The sequence below is a fragment of the Psychrobacter nivimaris genome, assembly GCF_009812035.1.
Lineage (GTDB): Bacteria > Pseudomonadota > Gammaproteobacteria > Pseudomonadales > Moraxellaceae > Psychrobacter > Psychrobacter nivimaris.
Window position 1 is genome coordinate 52,671 of record NZ_VZIZ01000014.1, and the last position, 16,392, is coordinate 69,062.

A 16,392-nucleotide genomic window follows, 5' to 3' on the forward strand; every position below is an offset into this window, starting at 1 on the left:
ATAGTGAGCGAGTCGTACGCTCTTAAATATGTTGGCATATTCTAACAAAAAAACGCCTTCAATTACCATGAGTATCCGCCTGCCAGCACCGAATCATCCATATCGATGTCCAAAACCGCATTGTCTCATTAGTAAAGGTTATCGACACATCGCTGATTCATGAAATGATGTTGTACACTTTAGCTCGCGCCTTATGTGCGTTACACTTCACTATATTGGTAGTATTAAATTCTGATGGCTACATATTAATAAAAAATAAGAGCAAAAAAGGAGAAAATTTCTAACTGTTATAAAAATAAAATAAGTCGCGTGAATGGAAATACTGCACCGTTGCACCAATGATGAATATGCAGTAACAGTAGTCAATCTAAATCGATAAACTTAAATAAATAAATGTTAAACCAAATCTATAAAAAAAGGACGCAGGAAATGCCAAACTCCCTCAGTATCGCAAAAGAGCGCATTAGCCAGATAAGCGATATTGCTACCAGTTATGTACAAAAAGACAAATCGTTATTTGATCATTTTATTCATAGCTATTATCAACCGCTGCATCAAGAAACTGCAGAGGCGATTAGTAATGCTGACTTGGCGGGCATGGCGCTACATCACTTTACACTACTCAAAGCTTACGACGGCAGCAAGCCACAGCTGACAGTACTAAACCCAGCAGCAGAAGAGCAGCACTTTCACAGCTCGCACACTGTCATTCAAATCGCAGCTTATGATAGACCGTTCTTAGTTGATACGATTTTGATGAGCCTAGAAGCTGAAGGTATCGATGTTCATCGTACTTACAATATCATTATCAGTGTTGAGCGTGATGACAATGGTGATATTACCCATATCGAAGGCGCACATGAAAGTGCCACCTCACATATGTCATTGATTCATTGTGAAATTGCTTACCAAGACAACGAAGACTTGGAAGCACTTCAACAGATGCTGATGTCAAAAATTGACACGCTTGATACGGTCGTTGGCGACTGGAAACAGATGCGTGCGCAGTTGAATGACATCAAAACTGAGCTTTCAACTAAGCCGCTACCGGAAGTATTCTATTCACAACAAGAAATCCAAGCATTTTTAGATTGGATCTTAGACGATCACTTCATATTCTTAGGGTATCGTGAATACCGCTTAGAAGGCGGTCAGTCTATCGAAGTGACTTCTGAGCCGACCGATTTAGATTTATTTGCGATTGGTAACAGTGGACTTGGTCTACTACGTGGTTCTGAGAAAGACAAGCTATCAGAAAGCTTTAGCCAACTACCTAAAGGGTTAAAGCAATTATTGACTGAACCACGCGTATTAATGCTGTCTAAATCAAGCCGTGTATCACCGATCCATCGCTCAGTATATATGGACTTTTTGGGCATTCATAAGTTCGATGATAACGGTAACCTAATTGGTGAATACCGCTTTATCGGTTTGCTTACGTCACAAGCTTATCAGCTGACTGTACAGCAAATACCGCTATTGCGCGAAAAAGCCAATAAGATTATGGCGATGGCAGACTTGCCACGTGACGGTCATGCTCATCACAAGATGATGCATGTGATCAATACCTTACCGCGTGATGATTTGTTCCAAGCCAGCGTCGAAGAGCTATACCCAATTGTTTCGGGCATTACTCAACTACAAGACAAGAAGAGCTTACGTCTATTTAGCCGTATCGACCATTATCAGCGTTTTGTCTCGTGCTTGGTCTATATCCCACGTGATAAGTTCAACACCGAGCTACGCATTAAAGTCCAAAACGTCCTAAAAGACGCTTATAACGGTATGTCTTCAGGGTTTACCACTGAATTTAATGAATCTGCGCATGCTCGTGTGCACGTCCACGTACGTACCGTGCCTGGTCAAGTAAATGACGTCAATATCGCCACACTTGAAGCCAAATTATCAGCACTCATGCAATCATGGGATGATAATTATCAAAAAATGCTCCTCGATAATGTTGGCGAACAACAAGCCAACGCTTTAAATCGTCGCTTCTTAAACTATATCCCTGCTGCCTACCAAGAGCGTTTTGATGCTCGTACCGCAGTCGAAGACACGAAGCGTTTGGCGGGACTGACCGCAGAGCAACCGATGCTTTGGCATTTATACCAGTCAACAGGCGATGCACGTAACCAGCTCCACCTAAAGCTATACGGTCGCGAGCAGCCGGTTATCTTGTCAAAAGTATTGCCAATACTTGAAAACTTTGGGGTATCGGTTATCTCAGCACAGACTTATGAGTTTGACTTGCCAGAGCAGCCTATCTGGATGCAAGAGTATGAGCTGACCCTAGAGCATGTCGATACGGTCAATATGCAAGTCGTGCGTGGTCAGTTCGAAGACAGCCTCAAGCAAATCTGGGCAGGTCGCGTTGAAAGCGACTCATTCAACGAATTGGTACTAACGACCAAGCTCGATACTTATGATGTCGTCGTATTGCGTGCATTGTCTCGCTATATGCTGCAGGCTCGTGCGCCATTCTCTAGTGCTTATATTCAGCAAACAGTCGTCAAAAACAGCGATATCAGCGTGGCGTTAGGTAGTTTATTTGATGCGCGCATGAATCCTGAATATAGTGATGAGACGCGCCAAGAAAAAACAACGAAAATTCAAGAGCACATCACTGCTGCGCTAGCAGATGTAGATAGCTTGGATGAAGATCGTATCTTGCGCTGGTACTTAGATTTGATCAATGCGATGGTACGTACCAACTTCTATCAAGTGGATAGTGATGGTCAACGCAAAGATCGTCTGTCATTTAAATTCTTGGCAGCAGACATTCCAAACTTGCCTAAACCAAAGCCAATGTTTGAAATATTTGTGTATTCACCACGCGTCGAAGCTGTGCACTTACGTGGCGGCAAAGTCGCTCGCGGTGGTCTGCGCTGGTCAGATCGTATGGAAGATTTCCGTACTGAAGTACTCGGCCTTGTCAAAGCACAGATGGTCAAAAACGCAGTAATCGTCCCTGTAGGTTCTAAAGGCGGCTTCATTGTAAAAACCAAGAGCATGGCTGATGGTCGTGAGGCGTTCCAAGCAGAAGGTATCGCTTGCTATCAGACATTCTTACGCGGCATGCTTGATGTCACAGACAATATTGTAGATGGCAACATCGTCCCGCCAGCCAACACGGTACGCCATGATGAAGACGATCCGTACTTGGTTGTCGCAGCAGACAAAGGTACAGCTACTTTCTCTGACATAGCCAACGCGCTAGCAGCAGAGTACAACTTCTGGCTAGATGATGCCTTTGCCTCAGGTGGCTCAGTAGGTTATGACCATAAAGCAATGGGTATCACAGCTCGCGGTGGTTGGGAGTCGGTCAAACGTCACTTCCGTATGCGCGGTATGGACATTCAAAACCGTGACGACTTTACCGTTGTCGGTATTGGTGACATGAGTGGTGATGTGTTCGGTAATGGTATGCTGCTATCAACGCATACTAAGCTCGTTGCTGCCTTTAACCATTTGCATATCTTTATTGATCCTAATCCAGATACGGCCGCCTCATACGCTGAGCGCGCACGCTTGTTTGAATTACCACGCTCATCATGGGCAGATTATGAAGCATCATTAATTAGTCAGGGTGGTGGTATCTTCTCGCGCCAAGACAAAACCATCGCTATCAGCCCTGAGATGAAGTCGCTCTTCGATATCAGTGAAGACAGCCTTGCACCAAATGATTTGATCAGTGCGTTACTACGTGCACCTGTCGATCTTATCTGGAATGGTGGTATCGGTACTTATGTCAAAAGTGCAAACGAAACGCATGCTGACGTGGGCGACCGTGCGAATGATTCGCTGCGTATCGATGGTAATGAGCTACGTGCAGCCGTGGTTGGTGAAGGTGGTAACTTAGGTCTAACTCAGCAAGGTCGTATCGAGTACGCTCAAAAGGGCGGACGAATCTATACAGATGCAATCGATAACTCAGGCGGTGTTAACTGCTCGGATCATGAAGTCAATATCAAAATCTTACTTGGCAAAGTGGTCGAGCAAGGTGATATGACACTGAAGCAACGTAATGAGCTGCTTGAGAGTATGACTGAGACCGTAGCAGAATTGGTACTGCGTCAAAACTACTTGCAACCACAAGCGATTGAGCTGAGCCATATCCGTGCCGCAGCCAACCTGAGTGATCATCAGCGCTTTATTCAGATGCTAGAGAGTGAAGGGCGTCTGGATCGTGCGATTGAGTATCTGCCATCAGACGAAGAGATTGCGAAGCGTCAAAAAGCGGATACTGGTCTGACCAATCCTGAACTGGCAGTGGTCTTGGCTTATGGCAAGATGTGGGTTTATGACAATCTACTACTATCTGATTTACCAGATGATCCGTACTTTATCAATGAGCTACGTAAGTACTTCCCAGATGAGCTTGCTTCACGCTTCTTTGATGAGATGACTGAGCACCGTTTGCATCGCGAGATTATCAGTACTTACTTGACCAACAGTGTGGTCAACCGCTTAGGTATTGAAGCGCTATTCCGCCTCTTTGAAGAAACCGATCAATCACTAGCCACTATCGTACGTGGTTATGCGATTAGCCGTGATGTATTCAATGTATCGCGTGCTTGGCAAGCACTGGAAGCATTAGACAATCAAGTTGAAGCGACGTTACTACTGAACCTTGAGCTACGCTTACGTGATGCGCTTGAGCGCGGTGTGGTCTGGTTCATCAACGCCTTCGGTCAAAACTTGCAAGTCGCTGACATGATTAGCCGCTTTAGCGAAAGTGTAGAAAAACTGACTAAGCCAAGTGGATTTATCGAGCAGCAGTTTGCACAATATCTGCAAGAAGATACCAAGCGTTTGATGCAAAAAGAGCTGTCTGATAACGATGCTACGCTATTTGCGATGCTACCGTACCATGTCGATGCGCTTGATGCTGCATTGCTGGCCGAGCAATATGAGCGTCCTGTTGATGAGATTGCAACCCTGTACTTTGAAGCCTATCAAGTGTTGCAATTAGACTGGATGATGGACAATATTGCCAATTTACCACAGCAAGACTATTGGGATCGCCGTGCGCGCCATGCGTTAGTGAACGAGCTGTCACGCAGCTTGCGTCTATTGATGGATGCGGTACTCTCAAAACCAGATGCTAAGCAAGCATTTAGTGAATGGAGAGCAAGACACGTCGATCAGCTTGCAGCAGTCACTACAGAGATGAATAAATTAGATGAGCTGCATAGCAACGATGAAGAAGGCCAAATCGGTCTTTCAACGTTGTCAGTATTGATGAGTGAGCTTAGCGGTTTAGTTACTAAGTAATGAAGTAATATTAACCCAAACTGTCGCACAAAAAACCATCGTTCTTAATGTTCGGTGGTTTTTTGTTGTCTAAACGAAATGGTTTAATTGAAAGTATTAAGTAGTAAAGTGATTAACTTATGATGCTTTTTCACTGACGACTTTATGACACCCTTGACCACTAATTCGACTAAATCCACCTGACAGCTTTTCGACTTTGATTTGGGTTAAGATACGATCTTTTAGCGCCTGTACATGGGAGATTACCCCGATTAACTTGCCTTCTTGCTGCAAATTAGTCAGCGTATCCAGCGCAATGTCTAAAGACTCTTCATCCAATGTCCCAAAGCCTTCATCTAAAAATAGCGAGTCCACGCGAATATTTTGACTGGCCATTTGTGATAGTCCCAATGCTAGAGCAAGACTGATAATAAATCCTTCACCACCTGAGAGGTTTTTGGTACTACGGATCTCGCCGCCTTGATAATTGTCAATGACATTGAGCTCAAGCGGACTGTTATCATCACGAGCCAGCAAATAGCGATCGCTCATTTTTTGCAGCTGCGTATTGGCGTGAGTGACCATGAGATCAAAGGTTAGCCCTTGAGCAAAAGTACGAAACTTCTTTCCACTATTTGAGCCGATCAAGTCATTCAACTGTCGCCAAACTTGCAACTTGTCCTTTTGGTCAGTGATGGCTTCAAGCTGCGCCTGTTGGGTGGTTTTCTTGTTTTCATTGTCCTTTAGACGCTGACTGATTGCACCGATTGACTCAATTCGTTTGTTAAATTCATCTTGGGCTTGTGATTGCTGTTGGACAAGCGTTTCTCTATCGTCTACTGTCAGCGGATTGGCTTGTTTATCTGCAAGTGCCTTTTTGGTTTCTTCTAATAAAAACTGCGTTTGTTTTAGCGCATAATCGATATGCTGCTGCTGCTGTCTAAGTGCGTTACGTTCATCAATTGGCAGGCGTGCATTAGTAAAATCTATTTCATCAGCGAAATCAGAAGTAGCAAGTATTAACTTAAAGCTATCCTCTTGAGTATTGAGTGTTCCCTGTACTATGGTCACTTGCTCAGTCACGTGACGCTGCTTATCAAGCAATTGACTAAGTATGTGTTCAGCATTGTCTAGCTGTCTTTGCGCAGAGGTTTGCTCAATTTGAGACTGTTCTAACGCCTCACGCAAACGCTTTTCTTCTGCTTCAGGATCTTTATCAGCTAAGACCTCATCTCTGTTTGTTTTTAATTGCTCAAGCATGTTCGCTTTTTCAGCCGCGAGTTGAGAAATTTCAACAAGCTCTTTTCCTTCTTTGTCGAGCTGAGACTGCTTGGTCTCGATTTTTGTTTCTAGTTGACCGAGTGATGTTTTTAGGGTTTGTTGATCCTCTCTGTAGTCGTTAAACTGTTTCTTGATTTGTAAAAGGGCACTGTGACATTGGCGCAGGGTATTGATATGCGATTGATATTCCGCTTCACTTAGTATGGCTTGGCCTTCAATACTGGTTATCAGCGGTTGTAATGAGTGCAGTGAAGAACGTATCGCCGTTTTTGCATCTGACTGATGTTTGTCAGCGAAATATTTATTTAACAGAGCTAATATATCGGTTTTGAGCACAGTCAATTCAGAAAAATTATCATGATATTTTTTGTCTAAGTTTTCTATAGCCCATGTTGTTTTTTCACTATTGCTCTCAATCTCGTTAATAGTGCTGGTCAGCTCACGCTGCTCCTTGTCTAATGCTTCGATGTCATTACGCATCGTAGAGAGCGACTCGCTAAGCGTTTCATATTGAGTTAACGTATTTTTAAGAGATTCTCTACGCTTACCTAGCTCGATTTTGCTACTGTCTAATAATGACAGCGCATCTACATGCGTCTCAATCTGCGCTAGCGATTTTAATGTTTCAGTAATAAATTGAGAATAACCTTTATTGATTAATGAACTGATAAGCTGGTCGATATCCGTCTTTAACTTTTGTATTTGGTCGTTCAATATGGTTTGTTGCTCTTCCTGCTGCGCAAACTGCTGTCGTACAGTTGCCTGATTAATACGATGTTTAGAAAGATTATCTTCTAAATCCACTATAATTTTATCTAGCTCTGCTATCTGTTTCTGAGTTTGCGTTACTTCCGTCTCTTGCATTAAGTGCGGATGGTCTGCACTATAAGGATGCTCTAGCGACCCACAAAGTGGGCAAGGATGACCATCTTTTAGGTCCGCGATATAGTCTTCTAATTTGGCGACTTTTTGTAGTAAATGCAGCTGGGTTTGTTTGTCTTGACGCTTTTCTTTGGTAGCGCCGAGCGCCGATTCATTATCAGCGATTAAGCCTGCCAGCTTTGTGAGGTCGTTACTCATTACTGGCAAGACTGCAACTATTTTCTCTACTTGTACACTAAGCTCATGCAGCTGTTGTGCCTTAACGCTCACTTGGTCAAGTTGACGGTTGATGTCATCAATCTGCTCTTGCTCATCTCGCATATCAGCCAATGACTGCACTTGGGTTAATGCTGCTTGCTCTTGTTGTAAAGCGGCCAATTTATCCTGTATAGACAATATGGTGGTGTCTTTTGTCTTTTTCTGTTGATTTAAGCCGTCAAGATTGGCGCGATACTGGTGGATCTGCTGCTGCTGGCTTGTTTTATCATCTGATAGGGCGGTATTCTCTTGCAATACTACTTTTAGTCGGCCGCAATGACTTTTGAAATTCGCTATGTCACTATCAATATTGCTTAATTCATGGGCGTCATTAAGATAGCTTTCGACACTTGCGAGCTGGGTTTTATTTTGTGCAGCCTGTTGTTTATGGTTGTCTATCTCTTTATTTAGATGTTGAGTGCTGCCCGTTAGAGTTTGCTGTCTTTGCTCAATATCTTTTAAGATATGCGTGTTCTGCGTAATCTCCACATCGAGTTTACGCGCCTGCGCAATATTGGGTAGAGCCGTTTGCAAAGCTTCGTGAGTAGCTTGTGTATGAGTTTTCGCTGTTTCTAGATGTGTGGTTGCTTGTTCTAAATCATTTTGTTTTTGTGGTAAGATGCTACTGATCTGCTGCTGTTCTTCTTGCAAGCGTTTTAGGTTATCGCGACTATGGACAAGTTGGCTGAACTGACTATCAATTTCTAGTGCTTTATTAGCAGCGGTTAAGCGTTTGGCATAAGGGATGAAGTCTTGCTGAGCCTGCTGAGCCTGATCTAGATCATTTTGATAAGTATTCAGTTTTTCTTTTGACTCTGTGACGCTATCTAGCCACTTTATCTTTTCGGCCAAATCTTGAATGGTCTGCTGCTGTTCACTTTGGGCACTTTGATATGACTGCAAGTCAGCTTTTAACTGATTTTCTTCATCGGTATCTAAAAGCATCAAACCGTTTAAACCGTATTGCAGTTTGCTGAGAATTTCCTCTTCGGTACGTTTTTTATCATGAACCTGTGTGGAGATAGTTGCGTAAATATCAGTGCCTGTAATTTTCTCTAAAATATCAGCACGTTCATCAGCCTTTGCCTTTAGAAATGCTGAAAAACTGCCCTGAGCCAGCAATATAGAGCGAGTGAACTGCTGAAAATCCATCCGAGTCAGTTCAATGATCTTATTTTTGGTATGCTTTAAGGTGCTCTCTAACAGCTCATCCTCTTTTGACGAATCATTGACGTTTAGCTTAGCAATTTCATGAGTCGCATCTTGCAGATTGCCATCCGCTTTATTGTAAGCACGGCGCTGTCCCCAGCGGCAGCGATACTGCTCACCATTCAAATCAATCACTACTTCAGCGAAACACTCTGCCGTCTGCCGCGTCATCACCTCATTGCTGCTCTTACTGATACTATTAATCCTTGGCGTCTCACCATATAGCGCTAAGCAAATAGCATCCAATATGGTGGTCTTGCCAGCACCTGTTTGCCCTGTAATAGCAAAGATACCTTCATTGGTAAAGGCAGTATCAGCAAAATCAATATGCCATTCACCTTTTAGGGAGTTGAGGTTTTTTAGTCTGAGTTCGATTAGGCGCATGGATAAGTCTTAATATTGGTAATAGCCGCAACTGCGAAAAATTTAGGAAGATAAGGAAGTGTGGTCATGATATGTCGCTTATATCATTCCGCCTGTTTGTCTTCATGACGTAAGTTATAAAGTATCTGACCATAGGCATCGCGCAATGAGTCTTTTTGAGAATCAGCCACATCATTTATCGTCAAGCAGCGCTCAAACACTTCCATCTCATTTAAGTCCTGCAAGTTCTCTGAGGTCTGCTGTTGATTAAGCACTTTGTTATAAGTACGAGTGTTTTTTATCTTAAGCACTTCACATGGCAACCCTTCTACCATTGCTTGCACTTGCTCACGCAAATCACTGACGATTTCGTCACCTGTATAGACAACCTCCAGCCAAATAGAGTCAGATTGCGTAAGCGCTCTAATGGTTTGTTCAATCGTGGTTAGGTCACCAGATATTTGCGCCAATTGTTGGAACTTTGGGATGGGTAGGGACACTACTTGCATCTGATTAGCATCATCGCGATGTAGGATTTCATTGCTAGTCACGGCATCAGTCGAGGTTGGTTGATTGTTTGTATCTTGCTCAACAGGAGTATTTTCTATGGCAGTAGATTGTGCTACCTCTTCATTATCTGAAGGCTCATCAAAGCCAAACAAATCATCCATGAAAGGAAGTTCCTGACTCGCCACTTTTTTAGCGGTTTTTTCTGCTAATTTATCTACTGATTTTTTCACTTGGGCGACTTCAATGTCAGCAGTTGTATCGATAGCATGAGGAGTAATACTATTAGGTGCAACGTTTAGCTCTGAGCTGTCGTTATTGAAATGTTCTGCGGCACCAAACTGTACGAGCAATACTTGCTTTTGTTGTTTGGCCTCTCCGAAACCCATGGCGATGGGTGAGCCTGAGTAGCGAATACTCTCACGACCGCCAACGCGCTGCGGCACGTGCAAATGTCCAAGTGCGACATAATCGAAGCCATCATTGAACATATCGGCGGAGATTTTACCTAGTGAGCCGACATAGAGCTCGCGTACACCATCATCCTCAGTTGTTTTGCCACCAGATGCGAATAGATGTCCTGTCGCGATAATAGGAATATATCGCTGATGCGTTTTGATTAAATCGGCTTGTTTAGTTTTCGCAATGTCTGCAACATTGTCATAATGCGCACAAATACCAGCGATAACATTGGCGTCTTTGCTATCTGCGGACTCGCCAGCGCTACTGCTACGTACATCCCGATCGCGCAGATAGGGCACAGCGGCAATAATACAATGAGGGTTGTTGTCGTCATCACCCAAGACCAATACTTCGTCGTCCAAGTTATCACAAGCCGTGCCGATCACATGGACATTTAAAAATTTAAGCACATTGCTTGGCGCATCTAAAAAAGTTGGTGAATCATGATTACCTGCGACAATAACCACATGCTGACAGCAAGAGCGTGAGACCTTACCCAAAAACTCATAATACAGCGCTTGGGCTTTATTGCTAGGGGTCATGGTATCGAAAATATCACCTGCGACGATCAATATGTCTACTTTTTGCGCGCTGATGGTGTCTTGTAGCCAATGCAGGAATGACTCAAACTCTTCGTAACGGAGACGCCCATACAGACGTCGCCCCAAGTGCCAGTCAGAGGTATGCAATATGGTTAAAGGTTTCATTCGCGTGGTTAAAGAACAAGACAAGCTAGCATCAGGTATGGGCATAAGTAGACTATGATTATGAGCAGTAGAAAGTCTTCATTCTAGCAAGAATCGTTGAGATTTGCGCTGTTGCCAAAAGAAAACCCTACCAATAATATACTGGTAGGGTTTACTCATTATTCATGACTCATCGTTTTGCAGGTTAGCAGTAAGTGCTAGTCAATAATCAATTGCTCCAGACCATCTCCTTGCTGCGTTGCAAGATTTGCGACCATCGATAGGGCATGAGCTTGTTGGTCTATGGGTTGTTGTACTGCTTCACCTCTCGACCCTTCACGCAACCAATTTTTGGCTATATCATCGCTGTTTTGACTGTGCTGCTGATTTTGTAAATTATACCAAGCCAAATCATGATGCAAGCTGACCACGTCGCCCATGATGAGAAGGGCAGGCGTTGGTAATTGTGCTTGTTCTTGTTTGGCAACAATCGTTGCAAGCGTACCTGTCAATACTTGCTGATTGGGCATACTCGCATTAGAGACGATAGCAATCGGCGTCTCGCTACTACGACCAGCATCAACCAAGCCTTCAGTCAGACGAGCCAGCGAGTGCAGACCCATATAAAACACGACTGTCTCATCAGTATTTAAAAAGTTCTCAAAATTACTGTTGGGTGCACCAGCTTTCAAAAATCCCGTCACAAAACGCACCGACTGTGAATGGTCACGATGAGTTAGCGGAATGCCTGCATAGCTAGCAGCGGCATTGGCAGCAGTAATACCAGGAACGACTTGATATGGCACATTATGTGCCCGCAGGCTTTCGATCTCTTCGCCGCCACGTCCAAAGATAAATGGATCGCCACCTTTTAAACGCACGACACGGCGACCTTGTTTGGCATGATTGACGAGTAGCTCATTGATGCCCAACTGCGCGACCGTATGGTTGCTGCGTTTTTTACCGACGAATACTTTATCAGCATCACGGCGACATAAGTCCAACACCTGCGGTGAAACTAGTGCATCATAAAACACCACGTCCGCTTGCTGCATTAGACGCAAGGCTTTAAAGGTCAACAGCTCTGGATCACCAGGGCCTGCGCCAACGATATATACTTCACCAACGGCTGGTAAGGCTTTTTCTGGCTCATCCGATGCGACAGGCTTAATGGTATCCGACTCTCTAACCGAGTTTGCATCGTCGCTTTTCTTACTGATAGCCGCTGCGGTACTATCCAAATCGGCTTTTAACTGTGCAGCCGCTTCAGTTTCATTACCGGCAAACATCAGCTGACTGACCTGACCTTCAAATGCTCGCTCCCAAAACTGACGACGGCCAGTAAGCGTCGGTATCTTGGCTTTTACCTCACTGCGGAATTCACCTGCCAGCTTGGCCAATTTTCCATAGCCTTGCGGGATTAATGTCTCAAGGCGTGCCCGTAACAGACGTGCCAGTACTGGCGCTTTACCATTTGATGAGATACCAATCACAATGGGATTGCGATCGATAATCGCTGGAAAGATAAAGTCACATAAATGCGGCGTATCGACCACATTGACTGGAATGTTTAGCTCAGTCGCATCTGCATGAATCTGGTGATTCAGCGTCTCATCATCAGTCGCAGCAATGATTACCCGTGCGCCTGACATATAGGTTTTATTATAATTCTCATAGATAAACTGGTGCTTATCATCAGTTAGCAAAGCTTGTAGCTCATGGCTGATATCGGGTGCAAGTATAGTGATACAGGCACCTGCACGGCTGAGCAAATCCGCTTTACGCAGTGCCACTTCGCCGCCGCCCACGATAAGCACTTTACGGTCTTCTAATTTAAAAAATAGCGGGAAGGTGTTCATAGTGTCACCATATATTTAATTGTTTATTATAAAAGGTAGAAAAGATATAAGGAATGCCGCCATTATGAGGTATCACAAGCACACTCTCACCTAGTGAATTGGCATTAGTATATTCGTTTTTGAGATATTAATTCATATTTTAGCTAGTAATAGGAATAGCGGTAAGTTTTCGATATATAGCCAGAGAACTAGTAAAAGGCTACGGCGTTACTCTCCCTAGAGGTACTATTTGTACAATCTGCAATCGACTGCCTTGTACCCATATTAGATTTCTTTGACTATAGATAGAACAGGCACAAAAAAATCCCGCTTAACGACTCTATTAAGAGCCAAGCGGGATTTTTTATTTATACAGCTATAGCCGTTATTCAATAAACAATAGCTATAGTCAGTGCCTTACTATAGCTGAGTATGCAAACCACACTCACGGCTTTCTTCTACCTTAGTTGGATCAAAGTAGTCATGCTCGTTTGGCAAGTTGTGCTCTTCTAGATATACGTCTAAATCAGCATCGGTTTTTTCAAATAATGGCGCTACTTTTAGCACACCGTCTTTTGATAAGCTAAGTACGTCAAGACCTTGGCGGAACTCAGTTTGGTCTTTACGAATAGCATTGAACCACACATCTGGCTTTAGCTCATCTAACGCACGGCGGAATGGCTCAAGTTTAACTTGCTCAGTGAACTCGTCATGCTGTGGGTTATCGATACCTGGGATGCCATTCATCGTCGCGTCACGGTGTGCAGCCGTTTGCTTAGGGATATAAGTAACGACATTTAGGTTCAAATCATGGATAAGCTTGTTGGCAAACTGATAAGTAGCATCAGTGTTGTAACCTGAGTCTACCCACAATACTGTGATATCAGGACGCTGTTTAGCAACTAAGTGCAAAATAGCCGATTCATATGGACGGAAGTTCGTCGTGATGATTGGGTTTTTTGCTTGAGTCAGTGCCCACTCAACGATTTGCTCAGGTGACTTACCTTGCAGGTCTTTGTTGGCTTGGTCAAGATCTAGATTTGGGTGTAATTGGCTCATAATACGTTCCTTAATTGTTGTTAATATAAAAATGTTGAATAAAAATATCGGGTATTACTATAAAAATTATGGTCAGTGCGACAGCTATGCGACTGAAGGCTCTGACGGTTGTGCAAACATCGGTAAATCTGAAGCGCTTCGACCGTCAGAGCTACTAGCAAGGGCAGTAAAGGCTTGCTCAATACCAAATTTAGAATCTGCTTCTAGGTCATGCTCGCTCAATACAAAGCTATCAACGCCCACACGTAGCATATAGGCAATTTGATCGCGGCCAAACGCGCCAGCCACTCGAATCTCGCCTATATAACCAATTTGGCGCAGCGTACGTGCAAAGCTAAAGTGACGGCCATCAGCGAACTTAGGCACATCAATTACGATAAGTGCGTGTGTTGATAAGAACTCACTAAGTCCCTCTAATGCATCAGCGTCAGTATCGGCAGTAACCCACAATCCAAGCCGGCTACTGTGCTGTACGATCAGCTCATAGACTTCTTTAATCAGACCACCAGCCTGTGCGCCCGTAAGATCTAATAGATCAACAAGTGGCACGATGACATCAGGTTTTTCTTGTTTTTGTAATAGCTCAAGCAACGTAATGTTAGTCGATACAATGCTCTCTGGCAGTGCATCAGTAGTAAGTACATGCCATGTATCTTGACTGCCAATATCGACGCCATGACTGTCCAAAATATGGTGATTAGCCATAGACCTTCTCCTTAAATGGATCAATACCAACGCGCTCAACCAATTGACCAAAGCTTTCTACATCGTTATCAGTACTGGCACGTAAGTCCACATAGACATCAACGATCTGCTGTATGGTGTTAGCAACCTCAAGGGCAGGCACAGATTTTCCTAAGATTTTGCCAAGTTTGGCGTCGTCGCTAGAGTTGCCGCCAAGGCTAATTTGATACCAATGTTCGCCTTTTTTATCGACACCCAAGATACCAATATCGCCTGTATGATGGTGCGCACAAGCATTGATACAGCCAGACATGTTCAGGCGAATCTCACCCAAGTCGTATAGATAGTCTAGGTCATCGAACTGTTTTTCGATTTGTTCAGCGATGTTGTGCGTCGTTGCATTGGCAAGCGAGCAGTAATCCCAACCTGGGCAGACAATCATATCTGTTAGGGTGTTGATGTTTGCGCGTGCTAAATGCAATTCTGATAGCTGCTGCCACAATTCATAAAGCTTATTGGTTTGCACATCAGCGAATACTAGATTCTGCTGATAAGTACCACGCAGCTCACCAAAGCTATATTTGTCAGAAAGGTCAGCCAGTGCATCCATCTGTGATTCACTGACATCACCGGATGGTACATATTTGCCATCGACCAAACCTGCTTTGAGAGAAATAACCACGGCACGATAGCCCGCTATTTTATGGGCTACGGTGTTTTGGTTATACCAATTGGCAAAATCTTTATCAGCGCTCAGTTGCTGTTGTAGCTCAGACTGTACTTGTAGTGCGTCAAACGATACATAGTCAGGCTCACTAAAGAAGCTGCTCGCAGTGGCAAAGTTCTCATCAGTCAAAGTCAATGGGCCATCTTTGGTATGAGCTTCCCACTCGGCATCGACCAATTTAGCAAAGGCTGGACCGCCCATGCTTTCGACCAAAATTTTGATACGTGATCTGTATTTGCTGCCTTTGTCACGGCGACCATGCAAGTTATAGACACGCAAGATGGCGTCTAAATAACTAAGCAGATGCTGACGTGGCAAGAATTTATTGATAACTTTACCAAGGACAGGAATACGTCCTAGACCACCACCAACCAATACTTCAAAACCAATCTCACCTTCATCATTGGTTTTTACATGTAGACCGACATCATGTACTTGGGTTGCCGCGCGGTCATCATTAGTACCGATCACAGCAATCTTAAATTTACGCGGCAAAAAAGCAAACTCAGGATGGAAGGTTGACCATTGGCGGATAATCTCGCAATAAGGACGTGGATCAGCGATTTCTTCTTTATGGATACCAGCATATGGATCGGTGGTGGTATTACGGATACAGTTGCCTGAGGTTTGGATGGCATGCATTTGTACTGATGCTAATTCAGCCAAGATATCTGGCACATCTTCTAGCTTTGGCCAGTTCAGCTGAATATTGGTACGGGTCGTGAAGTGCCCATAGCCTTTATCATACTTGCGAGTAATTTCGGCCAATTTGCGCAACTGGTAGCTGGCAAGCAAACCGTAAGGAATGGCGATACGCAACATCGGAGCATAACGCTGGATGTACAGGCCGTTTTGCAATCGCAATGGCAAAAACTGCTCTTCTGGCAGCTCACCTGCCAAAAATCGCTCGGTTTGGTCGCGAAATTGGGCAACTCGTTCCTCTACCAAAGTCTGGTCAGCGTAATTATATTGATACATGACGTAATCTCAGTTTTGTTTTTAATCTTAAAATCAGCGACGAAAATGATTTGCGTGTGTAATAGGTTTTATTGCCGTTCGCAATGTAAATAATTCAGCTATACATCATATAAGCTTGTACCCAGAAACATAAATTCCTTTCAGACATATCCATATCCAAACACAGCATAAATTTTCATAACGAAAGTTAGGTAGCCTATGC

The 16,392-nt window shown here is 43.8% G+C and carries 7 protein-coding genes; 1 reads left to right on the forward strand and 6 read right to left on the reverse strand.

Annotated features, from left to right (window positions below; genetic code table 11):
• The first annotated feature begins 429 nt into the window (after window positions 1-429).
• Complete coding sequence (locus FQV37_RS06230) at window positions 430-5,277, forward strand: NAD-glutamate dehydrogenase (protein WP_160021709.1); 4,848 nt, start codon at window positions 430-432, stop codon at window positions 5,275-5,277.
• Between the two features lie 117 nt (window positions 5,278-5,394).
• Here the strand turns inward: FQV37_RS06230 and FQV37_RS06235 are convergent, their stop codons facing one another.
• The 6 genes from FQV37_RS06235 to FQV37_RS06260 all read right to left on the reverse strand — a co-directional run bounded on the left by FQV37_RS06235 (window position 5,395) and on the right by FQV37_RS06260 (window position 16,190).
• Complete coding sequence (locus tag FQV37_RS06235) at window positions 5,395-9,270, reverse strand: AAA family ATPase (protein WP_160021710.1); 3,876 nt, start codon at window positions 9,268-9,270, stop codon at window positions 5,395-5,397.
• Window positions 9,271-9,353: 83 nt separating this feature from the next.
• Complete coding sequence (locus FQV37_RS06240; RefSeq protein ID WP_205962061.1) at window positions 9,354-10,970, reverse strand: exonuclease SbcCD subunit D C-terminal domain-containing protein; 1,617 nt, start codon at window positions 10,968-10,970, stop codon at window positions 9,354-9,356.
• A gap of 152 nt (window positions 10,971-11,122) precedes the next feature.
• Complete coding sequence (gene cysG / locus FQV37_RS06245; RefSeq protein ID WP_160021711.1) at window positions 11,123-12,763, reverse strand: siroheme synthase CysG; 1,641 nt, start codon at window positions 12,761-12,763, stop codon at window positions 11,123-11,125.
• Window positions 12,764-13,162: 399 nt separating this feature from the next.
• Complete coding sequence (locus FQV37_RS06250) at window positions 13,163-13,801, reverse strand: phosphoadenosine phosphosulfate reductase domain-containing protein (RefSeq protein WP_160021712.1); 639 nt, start codon at window positions 13,799-13,801, stop codon at window positions 13,163-13,165.
• A gap of 84 nt (window positions 13,802-13,885) precedes the next feature.
• Window positions 13,886-14,506, reverse strand: a complete 621-nt coding sequence (locus FQV37_RS06255; RefSeq protein ID WP_160021713.1) for a DUF934 domain-containing protein — start codon at window positions 14,504-14,506, stop codon at window positions 13,886-13,888.
• Window positions 14,499-16,190 carry a nitrite/sulfite reductase gene (locus FQV37_RS06260; RefSeq protein ID WP_160021714.1) on the reverse strand — a complete coding sequence of 564 codons (1,692 nt, stop codon included), beginning with the start codon at window positions 16,188-16,190 and terminating at the stop codon, window positions 14,499-14,501. Before FQV37_RS06260 ends, FQV37_RS06255 begins: the two co-directional genes overlap by 8 nt.
• Window positions 16,191-16,392: the final 202 nt, after the last annotated feature.

Excerpts from the sequence above, each read along its gene's own strand:
- FQV37_RS06230 (WP_160021709.1), top strand. The coding sequence starts at position 430 with ATGCCAAACTCCCTCAGTATCGCAAAAGAGCGCATTAGCCAGATAAGC.
- FQV37_RS06235 (WP_160021710.1), bottom strand. The coding sequence starts at position 9,270 with ATGCGCCTAATCGAACTCAGACTAAAAAACCTCAACTCCCTAAAAGGT.
- FQV37_RS06240 (WP_205962061.1), bottom strand. The coding sequence starts at position 10,970 with ATGCCCATACCTGATGCTAGCTTGTCTTGTTCTTTAACCACGCGAATG.
- cysG (WP_160021711.1), bottom strand. The coding sequence starts at position 12,763 with ATGAACACCTTCCCGCTATTTTTTAAATTAGAAGACCGTAAAGTGCTT.
- FQV37_RS06250 (WP_160021712.1), bottom strand. The coding sequence starts at position 13,801 with ATGAGCCAATTACACCCAAATCTAGATCTTGACCAAGCCAACAAAGAC.
- FQV37_RS06255 (WP_160021713.1), bottom strand. The coding sequence starts at position 14,506 with ATGGCTAATCACCATATTTTGGACAGTCATGGCGTCGATATTGGCAGT.
- FQV37_RS06260 (WP_160021714.1), bottom strand. The coding sequence starts at position 16,190 with ATGTATCAATATAATTACGCTGACCAGACTTTGGTAGAGGAACGAGTT.